Origin of the sequence: Amycolatopsis decaplanina DSM 44594, assembly GCF_000342005.1 — a bacterium.
GTDB classification, from domain to species: domain Bacteria; phylum Actinomycetota; class Actinomycetes; order Mycobacteriales; family Pseudonocardiaceae; genus Amycolatopsis; species Amycolatopsis decaplanina.
Window position 1 is genome coordinate 28,396 of the sequence record NZ_AOHO01000054.1, and the last position, 13,524, is coordinate 41,919.

13 protein-coding genes are annotated in these 13,524 nt (G+C 71.2%); 6 read left to right on the forward strand and 7 right to left on the reverse strand.

Annotation, left to right across the window (positions count from 1 at the left end):
• Positions 1–21 precede the first annotated feature (21 nt).
• On the reverse strand, positions 22–1,251 hold the full coding sequence (locus H074_RS17000; RefSeq protein WP_007031272.1) for a serine/threonine-protein kinase: 1,230 nt from the start codon (positions 1,249–1,251) through the stop codon (positions 22–24).
• Between the two features lie 117 nt (positions 1,252–1,368).
• On the opposite strand from H074_RS17000, the gene H074_RS17005 reads away from it, so the two are divergent.
• A complete protein-coding gene (locus H074_RS17005) occupies positions 1,369–2,928 on the forward strand; it encodes a PucR family transcriptional regulator (protein ID WP_007031273.1) in 1,560 nt (519 codons plus the stop codon).
• Here H074_RS17005 and H074_RS17010 read toward each other — a convergent pair.
• Genes H074_RS17010 through H074_RS17020 form a run of 3 tightly spaced genes read right to left on the reverse strand, consistent with a single transcriptional unit; the run spans position 2,916 to position 5,523 of the window.
• On the reverse strand, positions 2,916–3,785 hold the full coding sequence (locus H074_RS17010) for a polysaccharide deacetylase family protein (protein ID WP_007031274.1): 870 nt from the start codon (positions 3,783–3,785) through the stop codon (positions 2,916–2,918). The genes H074_RS17005 and H074_RS17010 overlap by 13 nt on opposite strands.
• Entirely contained in the window at positions 3,782–4,909 is a 1,128-nt protein-coding gene (locus tag H074_RS17015; RefSeq protein ID WP_007031275.1) for an oxidoreductase, read from the reverse strand. Before H074_RS17015 ends, H074_RS17010 begins: the two co-directional genes overlap by 4 nt.
• The gene (locus H074_RS17020) at positions 4,906–5,523 is read right to left on the reverse strand and encodes a DUF1989 domain-containing protein (protein WP_039922674.1); all 618 of its coding nucleotides are present in this window, start codon (positions 5,521–5,523) and stop codon (positions 4,906–4,908) included. Before H074_RS17020 ends, H074_RS17015 begins: the two co-directional genes overlap by 4 nt.
• Positions 5,524–5,772: 249 nt before the next feature.
• Between H074_RS17020 and H074_RS17025 the strand changes: the two genes are divergently transcribed.
• The 3 genes from H074_RS17025 (at position 5,773) to fahA (ending at position 8,419) form a co-directional block, all read left to right on the forward strand.
• On the forward strand, positions 5,773–6,324 hold the full coding sequence (locus H074_RS17025; RefSeq protein ID WP_039922677.1) for a MarR family winged helix-turn-helix transcriptional regulator: 552 nt from the start codon (positions 5,773–5,775) through the stop codon (positions 6,322–6,324).
• 80 nt (positions 6,325–6,404) lie between these two features.
• Positions 6,405–7,247, forward strand: a complete 843-nt coding sequence (locus tag H074_RS17030) for a hypothetical protein (RefSeq protein ID WP_007031278.1) — start codon at positions 6,405–6,407, stop codon at positions 7,245–7,247.
• Positions 7,244–8,419, forward strand: a complete 1,176-nt coding sequence (gene fahA, locus H074_RS17035) for a fumarylacetoacetase (protein WP_007031279.1) — start codon at positions 7,244–7,246, stop codon at positions 8,417–8,419. Before H074_RS17030 ends, fahA begins: the two co-directional genes overlap by 4 nt.
• A 1-nt stretch (position 8,420) precedes the next feature.
• Here the strand turns inward: fahA and H074_RS17040 are convergent, their stop codons facing one another.
• Genes H074_RS17040 through bdeA form a run of 3 tightly spaced genes read right to left on the reverse strand, consistent with a single transcriptional unit; the run spans position 8,421 to position 10,132 of the window.
• Positions 8,421–8,981, reverse strand: a complete 561-nt coding sequence (locus H074_RS17040) for a dihydrofolate reductase family protein (RefSeq protein ID WP_007031280.1) — start codon at positions 8,979–8,981, stop codon at positions 8,421–8,423.
• A gap of 51 nt (positions 8,982–9,032) precedes the next feature.
• Positions 9,033–9,215, reverse strand: a complete 183-nt coding sequence (locus tag H074_RS41025; RefSeq protein ID WP_007031281.1) for a hypothetical protein — start codon at positions 9,213–9,215, stop codon at positions 9,033–9,035.
• Between the two features lie 59 nt (positions 9,216–9,274).
• A complete protein-coding gene (bdeA, locus tag H074_RS17050) occupies positions 9,275–10,132 on the reverse strand; it encodes a bis(hydroxyethyl) terephthalate hydrolase (protein WP_007031282.1) in 858 nt (285 codons plus the stop codon).
• Positions 10,133–10,273: 141 nt separating this feature from the next.
• Here bdeA and H074_RS17055 point away from each other — a divergent pair, with 141 nt between their 5' ends.
• Together H074_RS17055 and H074_RS41280 are read left to right on the forward strand one after the other, a co-directional pair.
• On the forward strand, positions 10,274–10,870 hold the full coding sequence (locus H074_RS17055; RefSeq protein WP_085940961.1) for a QsdR family transcriptional regulator: 597 nt from the start codon (positions 10,274–10,276) through the stop codon (positions 10,868–10,870).
• A 48-nt stretch (positions 10,871–10,918) separates the two neighbouring features.
• Positions 10,919–13,297, forward strand: a complete 2,379-nt coding sequence (locus H074_RS41280) for a helix-turn-helix domain-containing protein (protein ID WP_007031284.1) — start codon at positions 10,919–10,921, stop codon at positions 13,295–13,297.
• Positions 13,298–13,524 lie beyond the last annotated feature (227 nt).

Below are 13,524 nucleotides of genomic sequence, written 5' to 3' on the forward strand. Positions count from 1 at the left end.
GGTTTCTCTGCTGTGAGCGGATCAGCTCACAGCAGGGCGTTCGGCCGGGACGAACCACACGGTGATCGTCAGGAGGATGGCGAAGACGAGGGCGAGGACATCAAGGGTGAGGCCGGGTTGCAGGGCGAGGCCGAAGTACTCCCGTTCGTCGTCGACCGCGTTCAGCATCAGCACAGCGACCAGCGTCAGCCCGCCGGCGGTGCTGAGCATGACCTGTCCATGGCGGACCCTCGCCAGCAGGAGACCGCCACCGGCCACCCAGAGCACACCCGCCAGCACGATGCCGACACGGGCTAGCAGCATCGGCGGCCAGAGCAAGTCGAACACGTAGTACGCGCGATGGATCAGCATCGCGTCTGTGAGCACAGAGAAGCCGAGGAGCATGCCTGCCACCCCCGCCAGGACCGCGAACACGGAGGGCGTGCTCAGGCCGGGGCGCGGTTGCGCGGGCGGGATCGGCACCGGGGTTTCGACCCCGCTCGCGATCTGGGCCAGCAGCGGAAGCGCGTGGTCCGGCAGCATGCGCGCCTGCGGTGCTTTCGCCAGCAGCCCGCGGAGGACGTCCGCGAGCGGCCCGAACGTCCGGGTGAAGGGCGGCTGCTCGTTGACGACGGCGTACAGCGTGGCCGCGACGTTCCCCCGCTGGAAGAAATTCCCGCCCTCGCTCGCGCTGAGCAGGGTCACGCCGAGCGACCAGAGATCGGAGTGGGGAGTGCCTTCGTGCCCCGCGATCGTTTCGGGGGCGAGGAACGCGGGCGTGCCCGCCGGGTCGAGGGCCTTGGCGATCCCGAAGCCGGTCAGCTTCACCGCGCCGTCGGGACCCACCAGGATGTTCGCGGGCCGCACGTCGCCGTGCACGACACCCGCCGTGTGCGCGGCGGCGAGCGCGCCGAGCACCTGCCCGCCGATTTCGGCCACGAACCGCGGCTGCAGCGGGCCGGCGGACGCCAGTTCCTCCAAGGTCCGCGCTTCGACCAGGTCCATCACGAGGAACGCCGTCCCGTCCGTGACCACGACATCGTGGACGGGCACCACCGACGGGTGATCCACCGCGACGCGGGCTTCACGCTGGAGCCGCTCCGCGAGGGCGGCGCGGCCGGGCTCGTCGAGCGCGGGAAGCGGCAGTTCCTTGATCACGACCTGGGGGCCGTCCGGCCCGTCCTCGCCGCGCCACAGCACGGCCGTCCCGTCGCCACCCAGCTTCTCGAGCAGGGTGTAGCGCTCGGCGATCGTGCGGGAAACTGCCGTCACAGTGGGTCTCCTCGAATCCTGAAGGGTTTTCGAGGCACGCTAACCAGCGCTCATGACAAAACGATGAAATGGCCGTTCATCCATAAAGGACGTACGCGGCTGGATATATTCACAGTCATGCTGACCCTGGCGGCGCTGGTCGAGGACCCGGCTCTGGAACTGCGGGTGGTCGTCCCCGGCCGCGACGGGGCGCTGACCGAGCAGGTGCTGTGGGTGCACAACACCGAGCTGCCCGACCCCGGGCCGTACGTGCGTGAGCACGAGGTCGTGCTGACCAACGGCCTGTGGCTGGACCGTGTCGATCCGGCCGACTTCGTCGCGAGAGTGGTCGGTGCCGGAGCGGCGGGGATCATCTTCGGGCTGCGTGTGGAACAGCGCGACACGCCTCCGGCGCTCGCCGACGCCTGCCGGGAAGCCGGGTTGCCGCTGCTGGAGATCTCGGTGGCGGTGCCGTTCACGGCGGTCACCCGCGCCGCGGCGGCGATCCAGGCCACGGACCGGCAGAACGCGCTGATGTCGTTGGTGCGCCGAGGGGACGAGCTGACCTCGGCGCTGTCGAGAGGCGCGGGCGCGTCCGGGGTGCTCGCGGTCCTCCGCCGTGAACACGAGCTCCCGCTGGCGGTCGTGGACAGGATGGGCCGGGAGCTGGCGTCCGCCGGTGCCGAACTGGACGCCGGGCAGTCGCGAGCCGCGGCGGAGGCACTGGCCGGGCATCCGCCGCCGCTGGAGGCGGATCTCGGCGCGGGGACGCGGGCTGCGTTGTTCCCGGTCGGCGCGATCGGCGACGCGGACGCCGCGCTGCTGTGCCTGCGGCCCGTGGCCGGGCTGACGCGCGAGGAGCGCGACGCGCTGGAGCAGACCGCCCGCTACCTCAGCCTGGAGGTGGCCCGGCACCAGGCGGTGCAGGCGATCGAGATGCGGTTCGCCGTCGAACTGCTGGACATGGTGCTCTCCGGCGCGCAGCGCGCCGCGGAGGTGCCCGGCAGGCTGCGCGCCTTCGGGGTGGATCCGGACGGGCCGCTGGCGGTGATCGCGCTGGCGTTCGCGGGTGAAGACGCCGCGACCCCGCCGGGGATGGCGGAGGCCGTGACGGACTTCCTGCTGGCGGACGGGCTGCCCGCCGTCGTGGCGGCGGGCAGCCAGGACGTCGTGGCGGTGCTGCCGTTCCGGTCGGGACGGCAGTCGCCCGCCGGCTTCGCGCCGCGGCTGGCGGCGGCGGTGTCGCACCGGCTCTCCGGTGGGCGTGTGGTCGTCGGGCTCGCCGATCCGGTGTCCGGCGCGGCCGAGCTGCGGGTGCCGTTGTCGCGCAGCCGCGAAGCCTGCCGTGTGCTCCGTGGCAGGCGCGGCGGCCCGGTCGCGGCGAGTTTCGCCGAACTGGGCAGCTACCGGCTGCTGCTGGAGTCGCACGACGAGCAGTGGCGGCACACCTTCGCCGACGCCCTGCTCGGCCCGCTGCGCGAGCACGACCGCGTCCGCGACGGCGACCTGGAGACGACCTTGCGGGCGTTCCTCGACCACGACGGTCAGTGGGCGGCCACCGCCGCGGCCCTGTACGTGCACGTCAACACCCTGCGTAACCGGCTGGCCAAGGTCACCGAGCTGACCGGCCGCGACGTCGGGCGGACCGCGGACCGGGTCGACCTGTTCCTGGCGCTGGAGGCGGCTCAGTCCGGATAGACCGCCGGGTCGACTTCCAGCCGCCGCAACGGTTCCGCGGGCAAGGCCGGGTCGGCCAGCGCCGCGGCCGCCACGTCACGGCACCGGGCGAACCGGACGTCGCCGAGGCCGAGCCCGAACTCGATGAGCGCGCGCACGGCGGCCAGCCGTCCCGGCCTGCCTGACAGGAACGGGTGCAGGCACAGGTTGAACAGGCACCGGTGGCGGCGCATCGCGTCCAGCTCGGCGCGCCACATCTCCAGCACCCGCACCGGGGACGTGATCACCGAGCCGATCCGCGGCTCGGGGAGGAACGCGTACTGCTCCCAGTCGTCGAGCGACCAGTGCACCGGCAGCTCGGCGATCCGGCCCGACCCGGTTTCGATCAGGTACGGCCGGTCGTCGGCCATCAGAGACGAGTCGTAGCTCAACCCGTGTTCGGCCACCAGCCCCGGTGTGTCCCAAGTGGACTCCCAGCCCGCCGCGCGATGCCCGCTGATCTCGATGCCCTGCGCCGCGAAGACCGCCATGCCCCGTTCGAAATCGGCTCGCTGCTCGGCGGCGGTCATCGTGGTCGGCGGCCGGTGGCTGTAGGAATGATGGGCCACCTCGTGCCCCCGCTCCACGATCGCGGCGGCGAGACCGGGCCGCTGTTCGGCGACCCAGCCCGGCACGAAGAACGTCGCGGGCACGGCCAGTTCGTCGAGCAGGTCGAGGATGCGCGGCACCCCGACCCGGGGCCCGTAGGCCTGATGGGACATGGTCGACAGGTGTCCGGCGTAGCCGGACCCTCGCGCGAGGATCGGGGATTCCGCGTCGACGTCGAAGGTCAGGGTCGCCACCGCGGCCGCGCCGCCGTGCCAGCTTGTTTCCGTCACGCCTGCCGACTCTCCCGCCAGCGGCGCGCGTTCGCCACCGTGACCGTCGGGGAGACCATCGCCCGATCGAATTCGGCGAGCGGTTCCGCCGCGGCGACGCGGGCGGGCAGATCGGGGTTGGCCAGCGCGCCGTGCCCGAGCGAAAGCAGATCGGCGTGCCCGCCGGTGAGCACCTCGTGCGCCTGGGTGAGGTCGTGCATCCCGCCGTTGGCGATCACCGGCAGCCCGGTGACCTGCCGGGCGAGGGCGGTGAGGGTGCCGCCGTCCGCCAGCCTCGCCGTCTCGAGCCAGTTCCGGCCCTCGCTGGCGATGTGAAGGTAGTCCGCGCCCGCTTCCGCGACCGCGGCGAAGATCACCTCGGCGTCGTCGCGGCCGCCGGGCCAGCGATAGGTGAAGTCGTTGACCTTCGTCTGCGACAACCGCACACCGGTCACCAGCTCCGGCACGGCCTCGGCGACGGCGGTCACGACACGGGAGGTCAGCCGGATCCGGTTGGCGACCGGCCCGCCGTAGGAGTCGGTGCGCCGATTGGTGTAGTCGGTGAGGAACTGGTCGAGCAGATAACCGTTGGCCGCGTGCACCTCGACGCCGTCGAACCCGGCCTGACGGGCACGCACCGCCGCGGCCGCGAAGCCGTCGATGACGTCGTCGATCTCGGCGGTGGTCAGCTCGCGGGGGACGGCCCACGGCCCGGAGCCGCCATACGCGCGCATCATCTCCCCGCGCGGTTGGACGGCCGAAGGGGCGACTGTGTGGTCCTGGTGCGGATTTCCCTGCGCGATCGCCCCGGCATGCATGAGCTGGGCGATCATCCGGCCGCCCGCCGCGCGTACTCCGGCGGTGACCACGCGCCAGCCCGCGACGTGCTCGTCCCGCGCGAGGCCCGGCTGGTTGATATACCCCTGGCTGGCCGCGCTGTCGGGGTAGGTGCCCTCGCTGAACACCAGTCCGAAGCCGCCGCGGGCGAATTCGGCGTAGTAGTCGGCCATCTCGCCGGTCGGGGTGCCGTCCGGCCGCGCGGAGACGCGGGACATGGGGGCGACGGCGTAGCGGTTGCGCAGCGCGAGACCGCCGAGTGTGATCGGCGCCAGCGCGGGGTGGACGTGTTCGACGGTGGTCGTCATGACCGGTTTCCTCCATTGTGGACGGTTTCGATGGCGAGCGGGGAGAGTCCGGCGTCGCTGATCCGGACGAGGTCTTGCGGGCAGGCGGAGACCACGACGACGCAGTCCATGCGGGCCCGCAGGGTCACCGCGTCGCCGGGTCGCGAGGACGCGGTCAGCCAGTTCAGGCGTCCGCCCTCCCCGACCGGGACGCGCATGAAGACGTTGATCGGCTGTGGGGTCGGGCCCGCGAAGCTCAGGCCGGATTCCTCCAGCGCCTCGCGCAGGTTCGCGGCGCAGGACCGGTGACCCGGAGCCCCCAGCGCGGTGTACCGGGCCGGGTCGCAGGCCGGGATGAGCATGTCGTGCTCGCCGGGGGAGGTGTCTTCGACCAGCGTGAGGATCGGGCGGCGCAGGTCGGTCAGGAAGGAGTCGCCGACGGCGGGGAACAGCCTGTCGACGCCGGCGCGGGTGTGCGCCGCGCTGTGATGCTCGGTCAGTTCGGTCCCGCCGCTGTCCCGGAACGCGAACACGTCACCGACCTGACCGCCCTCGACGTCGATCATCCGGACCAGGTCCCCCGCGGCCACCCGGACGGCCTTGGCGGTCCCGGGTGGCACTTCCGTTTTGCTCATGCCACCAGCAAACAGGTGACGATTGGCGGCGCGCCATGGAGGAACATCCATGATCAAGCGTGCAAGATGGACAAACATCCAGGTGTGCGACGACCGAACTCGCGTGCTTGAAGGCGGAACTCGCGTGCTTGGCGGCGGAACAGCGTCTTCCGGCTGGAAGCACGCGTGATCCGGCTCCAAGCACGCGAGTTCCGGGTAAAAGTAGTTTCGACTTTGACCATTTTCGCGGGGCCGGGTTAGTGTTCGTCGATGGAAGACGTGGACGCTGTGGACGCTGTGGACGCGGCCGGGCTCGACTTCTGGTCGTTCGTGGCGCTGGCGAACCGGCGGCTCGCGCAGGAGTACGGCTTCCGGCACCAGCTGGCGACCGAGGTGCTGCTGACCCTCAATCGCGCGTCCGACCTGGTGACCTACGACCTCGAAGCCGCGGTGCACCGGCCGCGCGGGCGGTCGTGGTCGGCGTTCCGCCTGCTGTTCGTGGTCTGGCTCGCCGGACCGCTCGAACCCACCAGCGCGGCCCGGCTGACCGGGATGAGCCGGGCGGCGGTCTCGAATCTGGTCAAGACGCTGGTCGTGGAGGGGATGCTCCACCGGGTCCCGGACGAGCGGGACGGACGTTCGGTTCAGCTGTCGCTGACCGAGGCGGGCCGCGAGGAGATGGTCTCGGTCTTCCGCGAGCACAACGAGCGTGAATTCGGCTGGACGAACGCACTGACCGAGACCGAACAGCGCATCCTCGTGATGCTGCTGGGCAAGCTGATCACGAGCCGCGCCGAGTTCGGTACCCGGAGCCGCAAGTAGGCCTTCCCGTCGCCCGGAAGACGGGACTACGCTGCCCGATGGATAGTCAAAGTGTGAACTAAATCGGCGAGGAGGAGACCATGGTGGACGGCGGACGGATTCCCGCGCTCTTCGCCGGGCTGTGCGACGACGCCGCGGTGTTCCCGCCGGGTCTGGCCCCGCTGCCGGACGCCGTCGCGGCGCACGACGAGCACGTCTCCGCCTGGTACGCCGGCCTCGTCGGGCCACTGGTCATCGCCGCCACCGCGCTCGGCGACCTCGGCGAAGTGCTGGGTGACCGGGAGGCCCCGCTGCCGGTCTCGGTGACCTTGCCCGGCGGACCCGCGCAGCTCGATGGAGCGCTCGCGGCCGTCGCCTCGCTGCCGGTGAAACTCGACGCGCTCGAGATCGCCGTCCCGGACGGGATGGGCCCTGACGAAGTGCTCGCCGCGATTTCCCGCGCCACCGCACCGGTTTTCGTCGAGATCCCGCGTGACGAACGGCGTGTCCCGCTGCTGACCGCCCTTTCCGGCACCGGTCACCACGCGAAGTTCCGCACCGGCGGCGTCCGTGCCGACCTGTACCCCGGCGAAGCCGAACTCGCCGCCGCGGTCCGTGCGGCCGTCGGGGCCGGCGTTCCCTTCAAGGCCACCGCGGGGCTGCACCACGCTCTCCGCAACACCGATCCGGAGACCGGCTTCGAACAGCACGGCTTCCTCAACCTGATGCTCGCCACCGACGCCGTCCTCACCGGCGGCGACGCCGAAGCCGTTCTCGCCGAACGAGACGGTGCCGTCATCGCCGGACGGCTCCGGGCACTGGACGCGGATCGCGTCGCCGCGGTCCGCGCGGGCTTCACGTCGTTCGGTACCTGCAGTATCACCGACCCCCTGACCGAACTGGCCGGACTCGGCCTGCTCGAGGCGCCCCGAGGAGAGGCATGACCACGATCGACATCCCCGCAGGTTCCCTGTTCGGGATCGACAACCTGCCGTACGGCGTGTTCTCCGTCGACGGCGATTCCCCGCGCGTCGGCGTGCGCGTCGGCGACTCCGTCGTCGACCTGGCCGCGGCGCTCGGCGACGACGTGTTCGCCGCGCCGTCGCTGAACCCGTTCATGGCGCAGGGACACGATCGCTGGGTGGCGGTCCGGGAGCGGATCCGCGACCTGGTCACCGGCGAGATCCCCGACGGCGCGGTCCATCCCGTCGGACGGGTGACCCTGCACCTGCCGATCGAGGTCGCGGACTACGTCGACTTCTACGCCTCCGAACACCACGCCTCGAACGTCGGCAGGCTGTTCCGCCCCGACGCGGAACCGTTGCTGCCCAACTGGAAGCACCTCCCGGTCGGCTATCACGGGCGGTCCGGCACGGTCCTGGTCTCCGGCACGGACATCGTGCGCCCGAGCGGTCAGCGCAAGGCCCCGGCCGACACGGCGCCGGTGTTCGGGCCGAGCGCGCGGCTGGACATCGAGGCCGAGATGGGGTTCATCGTCGGCACCGGAACCCCGCTGAACACCCCGATCACCCCGGATGACTTCCCCCGCCATGTTTTCGGCGCGGTCCTGCTCAACGACTGGTCGGCCCGCGACATCCAGGCGTGGGAATACGTCCCGCTGGGCCCGCATCTCGGCAAGAGCTTCGCGACCTCGATCTCCCCTTGGGTGGTGCCGATCCTGGCCTTGGAGGCCGCGCGGATCCCGCTGCCCGGTCAGACTGATCCGGAGCCGCTGCCGTACCTGCGGGAGAGCGACCCGTGGGGACTCGACATCGATCTGGTCATCGAGTGGAACGGCGAAGAGGTCAGCCGCCCGCCGTTCCGCGAGATGTACTGGTCGCCCGCCCAGATGCTCGCGCACCTGACGGTGAACGGCGCTTCGTCGCGCACGGGCGACCTGTACGGCTCCGGCACGATCTCCGGACCGGAGAAGCACGAGCGCGGCGCGTTCCTCGAATTGTCCTGGGGCGGAAAGGAACCGCTCACGGTCAAGGGGGAGGAGCGCACCTTCCTGCAGGACGGCGACGAGGTCGTGATCACCGGGACCGCGCCCGGCGCGAACGGCGCGCGGATCGGGTTCGGCGAGGTGCGGGGGCGCGTGCTGCCCGCGAGGTGAGTCAGCGGACGCGTTCGTGGCGGAGGTAGACGACCTTCGAACCGATGATCCGGGACTCGGCCAGCCGCAGGCCGAGCGGCTCGGCCAGGGGCGGGAAGTACGGGGTGCCCTGGCCGAGCATGACCGGGCAGACGAACTGGCGGTACTCGTCGATCAGGTCTTCGGCGATGGCGGCCGCGGCGAGCTCCGCCCCGGCGATGGCCACCACGCCGTCGCCTGCTTGGTCGCGAAGCCGCTCGACTTCTGTGGCGAGGTCGTCGGTCGCCAGGCGCGCGTTGCCTTCCACCGAGGTCAGCGTCCGCGAGAACACCACCTTCGGGATCGGCCGCCAGAGCCGGGCGAACTCCAGCTGAGCTTCGTCGGACATGGTCTGTTCGGCGGTCTCCCAGACCAGCATCGCCTCGTAAACCCGGCGCCCGCACAGGTATCCGCCGAGGTGGCGGGTCTGTTCGACGTGGAAGCCGAACATTTCCGGCTCGGGGGCGCCCCACTCGAGGTCACCACCCGGTGCCGCGATGAAACCGTCGAGCGACACGCTCATCGAATAGATCAGTGGCGGCATCGGTACTCCTCAGCGACTGGGCGACGCGTCAGAGCGTGCCACAGCCAACGCTCAGTTGCCCGCCTTTCCCGCTGGAATGCCGTTGGGCGGCGGGGCGTCGTTCGCCGCCGAGTCGTCCGTCTCGATGGCGGCCTCGCCGAGGCCGGTCACCAGGACCGGCGTCAGGTCCTTGCCGGCACCGCCCTTGAGTTCGACCACCGACACGCCGGACATCCCGAAGGTCGACAGGGTCACGCAAGAACTCCCAACGGCGCATGAAGGTCCCGGCGCGGGTGCGCCGGGACCGGTGACGCTCAGGCGTGCGGGCAGGTGTCCCGGTAGTCGCTGATCGTGCGGTCGTCCGGGGCGGGGCAGAGGAACTGCTCGTAGCGGGTGTCGTTGTCCACGAACCGTTTCAGCCACGAGATCGTGTACTTGGCCATGGTCGTGTTCGCCGTGTTCGGGAAGAAGTGGCTCGCGTTGTCCAGCTCCATGTACGCCTTCTCCGCCGAGGCGGGAATGCTGGTGTAGAACGGGATCGAATGCGACGCCACCGGCGCGACCGTGTCGGACTCGCCGCCGATGATGAACGTCGGCACCCGCAGCGAGGACCACGACTTCTGCGTGTTCCACGGCGCGAGCGGCACGGCCGCCTGCAGTGACGGCCGGTCCTGTGCCGCTTCGAGCGAGCCGCCGCCGCCCATCGAGTGCCCGGCGACCGCTAGCCGGGAGGTGTCGATGCGGGAGCGGACGTCGCTGCGCTGGGTCAGGTAGTCGAGCGCGGCCAGCAGCTGGTCGCCGCGGCTGTCGGGCTGGTCGTAGATGGTGTTGGTGTCGATGGTGAACACGACGAACCCTTGCGACGCCAGCCGGGGGCCGATCCACGCGATGCTCGACTGGGTCGCGGTGAACCCCGGCGAGATGGCGACCGCGCCGAACGTGCCCTGCGCGGTGCTGGTCGGGTAGTAGATGGTTCCGCCGCCGAACCCGATGACGGCCAGACTCGACACGGAAGTCTGGGACACCGCGAACGAACCGCGGGAGGCTTCGATGCTGCTTTCCGTCGGGTCGGGGCCTCGTTCGTAGGGGTTCTCGGCGGCGTAGGCCGTGGGAGCGACAGTGAGTGCCGCGACGGTGGCCAGTCCACAAAGGATCCGGGTCGTACTCCGCATGGTGCCGTCTCCGTTCGCCGTTGAACACAGTCCGTGGTGCTGGACTCTGGCAAACGGCCGGAGGGGACTGCATCGGTGAAATCGCCGGTCTTGGGTCAGCGGTCGTCCTCGTCCGGCCGGGCGCCCGTACGATCGGCGATCGTGAATCCCTCAGCCGAGGACATGGTCCGCGCGGCGGCGCGGTGGATCGATCGCGGCGTCCGCGTCGACACCTCCGCCTTCGCCCAGGATCTGGGCATCTCGCGCAGCACCCTGTTCCGCCGCGTCGGAAACCGGGAAGACCTGCTCGGTGATGCCCTCTACTACCTGTCCGAGCGCACCCTGACGGCCGCCGCGCGCACCTGGGAGCGCGAAGAGGGCGACGTGGTGCGCAACGCGGCCGGCGAACTGCGCTGCCTGGCGATCATGCGCGAGTACCGCTCCGTGCTCGCGGCGAGCGCCGGGTTCCGCCGCTTCCTCGACGACGAGCCGGTGCTGGCGATCAGGCTGCTCACCGACCCGGACGGACGTGTCCAGCCGAGGGTGATCGCGGCGCATGTCGAGCTGCTGCGCCGCGACGTCGACGACGGCGGTTTCGTGCCCAGTGTCGGCCTGGACAGCCTCTGTTACGCCATCGTGCGTCTGGGGGAGGCCTTCCTGTACTCCGACGTCCTCGCCTCCCGGACACCCGATCTCGATGCGGCGTCGACGCTGCTCGGAGCCCTCGTGGAAGGACGCGTGCCGAGCAAGACCTTGTGAAACACTTGCGCCTGGTGTTTCATCGAAGGGGATTTCGAGGAGGCGCCGATGCCTGTCCGGGACGTCGTGTACCCGCTGCGGGGCAGGGATGACCTCTTCGGCGGGCTGCGGGCGGTCGCCGGGAGCGCCGTACTGGTCCGCGGCACGGAAGGCCTGGGTAAATCGGCCCTGCTCACCGCGCTGCGTGCCACGGTCGGTGTCCGGCTCGTCGGCGTGCGGGGACTGCGGGTCGAAAGCGCGCTGCCGTACGGCGCCCTGCATCGGATGTTCGGCGCGCCGGTCTCCAGCGGCGCGGAGGCGCGAGATCGGCTCGGCGCCGTTTCGGCGCCGACGATCTGCTGGGTCGACGACGCGCAGTGGGTCGATCCGGAATCCCTGGCGGCGCTGGGTTTCGCGGCCCGGCGGCTGGTGGGCGCGCCGGTCGGGATGGTGCTCGCGTCGCGATCCGGATCCGACGAGTTCGACTCCGTCGAGCTGGCGCCGTTGACCGATTCCGCCGCCGACCAGGTGCTGCGCGACCGCGGCGTACCCGCCGGGGTACGTCCGCAGCTGGTCGAACTGGGGGAGGGGAATCCCGCCGATCTGGTCGCGCTGGCTGCTTCGCTGACGCCCGCGCAGGCGGCCGGGCGGGAGCCGGTTTCGCCGATCCTGCGGGAGCGTCTGCCTCGTTACGCGGCCGAGCTCGACGCGATGCGGTTCGACGAGCGCCTCCGGTTTCTCGCCGCCTGTATGGACTTTTCCGCGAGGAAGGCGACTTGGTACGCGGCGGCGTCCCCGGCCGACCGCAGGGCGGCGCACGCGCGGCTGGCCTCCGCCGAGGAGGGACCGGACGCGCTCTGGCATCGCGCGATGGCGACGGCCATACCGTCCGAGCCACTCGCGGACGCGCTCGCCGCCGCACCGGCGGTGGATCACGCGGCCGCGGCACGGCAGCTCGAACGCGCCGCCGCCCTGACCGCCGATCCGTCCACGCGGGCGGCCCGGCTGCTGTCCGCGGCGGACGCGGCCTGGCAGGCGGGCAGACCGGGGTGGGCGCGGCTGCTGCTGTCCAGGGTCGACGCCGAACCGGGCGCCGTGGCGTTGCTGCACGGGGAGATCGAGCTGCGTGACGGCGATCCCGCCGTCGCCACCCACGAACTCGGCACGGCGGCGGAACTGCTGCCCGATCCGGCCGCCGCGCTCCTGCTGGCGGGCGAAGCCCGGAGGCTCGGCGGTGACCTGAGCGGCTACCGGGCGCTCGCGCGGACGGTCCCGGCCGGAGACGGGCTGGCCTTCGCGCATTTCCGCGGCTTGACCTCGGTTTACGCCGGACGTCACGGCGACGCCGTCGCTCCGCTGAAGGAGGCCGTCGCCAGGGGGATGGCCGGCACGGACGTCGCCGGCGCCGTGTGGGCCGCCGAAGCTGCCTTCGCCCGCGGCCATGCCGAACGGGCGCACGAATACGCGGCCGCGGCCGTGAGCCGGGCGCGGCTCGGCTCACGGCACGCTGAACTGCCGTGGGCGCTGGTCTACCTGTCGCTCTCGGCCATCGCGCTCGACCGCCTCCCTTGTGCGCGGGCGGCGTCCCGCGACGGCCTGCGCGCGCCCCACAACCTCCGGATGGAGCATCTGACGTTGCTGGGGTTGGCGGCCGCGCTCCTCGGTGACCGCGCGCCGGAACTGGACGAGGCGGCCGAGGGCATCACCGAACGCGGTCTCGGCAGGCCCGCCGCCGTCGCCGCGTGGGCGAACGCCTGTCTGGACCTGGCCGAAGACCGGCCCGACGACGCACTGAGCAGGCTCGAAGACCTCGCTTCGGGTGTCTCCGGCGACCAGCCGGTGATCCGCGTGCTGGCCACCCCGCAACTCGTCGAGGCGGCCGTCTGTTCCGGACGGCCCGAACGCGCCCTGGCCGCGCTGGAGGTGTTCGACCGCTGGACCCTGGCCGGTGCGGAACCCTGCTGGCTCGCGCTGAGTCATCGCTGTCACGCGCTGACCGCGCCGGATCCGGCCGTGGCGGAACGGCGTTTCCGGCTGGCCATCGAGGCGCACCGGAGGGCGGGCGGTGCGGTGGAACTCGCCAGGACCCGGTTCGCCTACGCCACCCTGCTGCGACGGCACCGCCGGACCCGCGACGCACGCGACCAGTTCCGCGATGCCCTGCGAGGCTTCGAAAACGTCGGCGCGGCACGGTTCGCCGAACGGGCCCGCGCCGGGCTGCGGGCGACCGGCGAGACGGTCGACGCGCCGCACCGGTCACTCGCCGGCCTCACGCCTCAACAGGACGCCATCACCCGGCTGGTGGCGGCGGGGGAGACGAACAAGGAGATCGCGCGGCGGCTGGTGATCAGCCATCGCACGGTGGATCACCATCTGCGGAACATCTTCACGGCACTGGGCGTCCGGTCACGCGTGGAACTCGCCCGCCGCGTCGCGGCCGGCGAGTGATGCCACTCGTGAGTGGTAAGGACGGTTATTGAGGGGTAGGGCAAATGTGGTGGCGGCGGGAGCGGGCTCGCCACAGCGAGCTGGCGCATTCTTGACTGTCCATAAGAGACACCGATCCCGATCAAAATGCCCGACTTGTGCACTCCGCGTGGGGGTCGTGAGTGGTAAAGAGCGTTCTAACCCTCTTTATCACTCACGACCCCCGTGTGGAACTACGCGTATGGGTA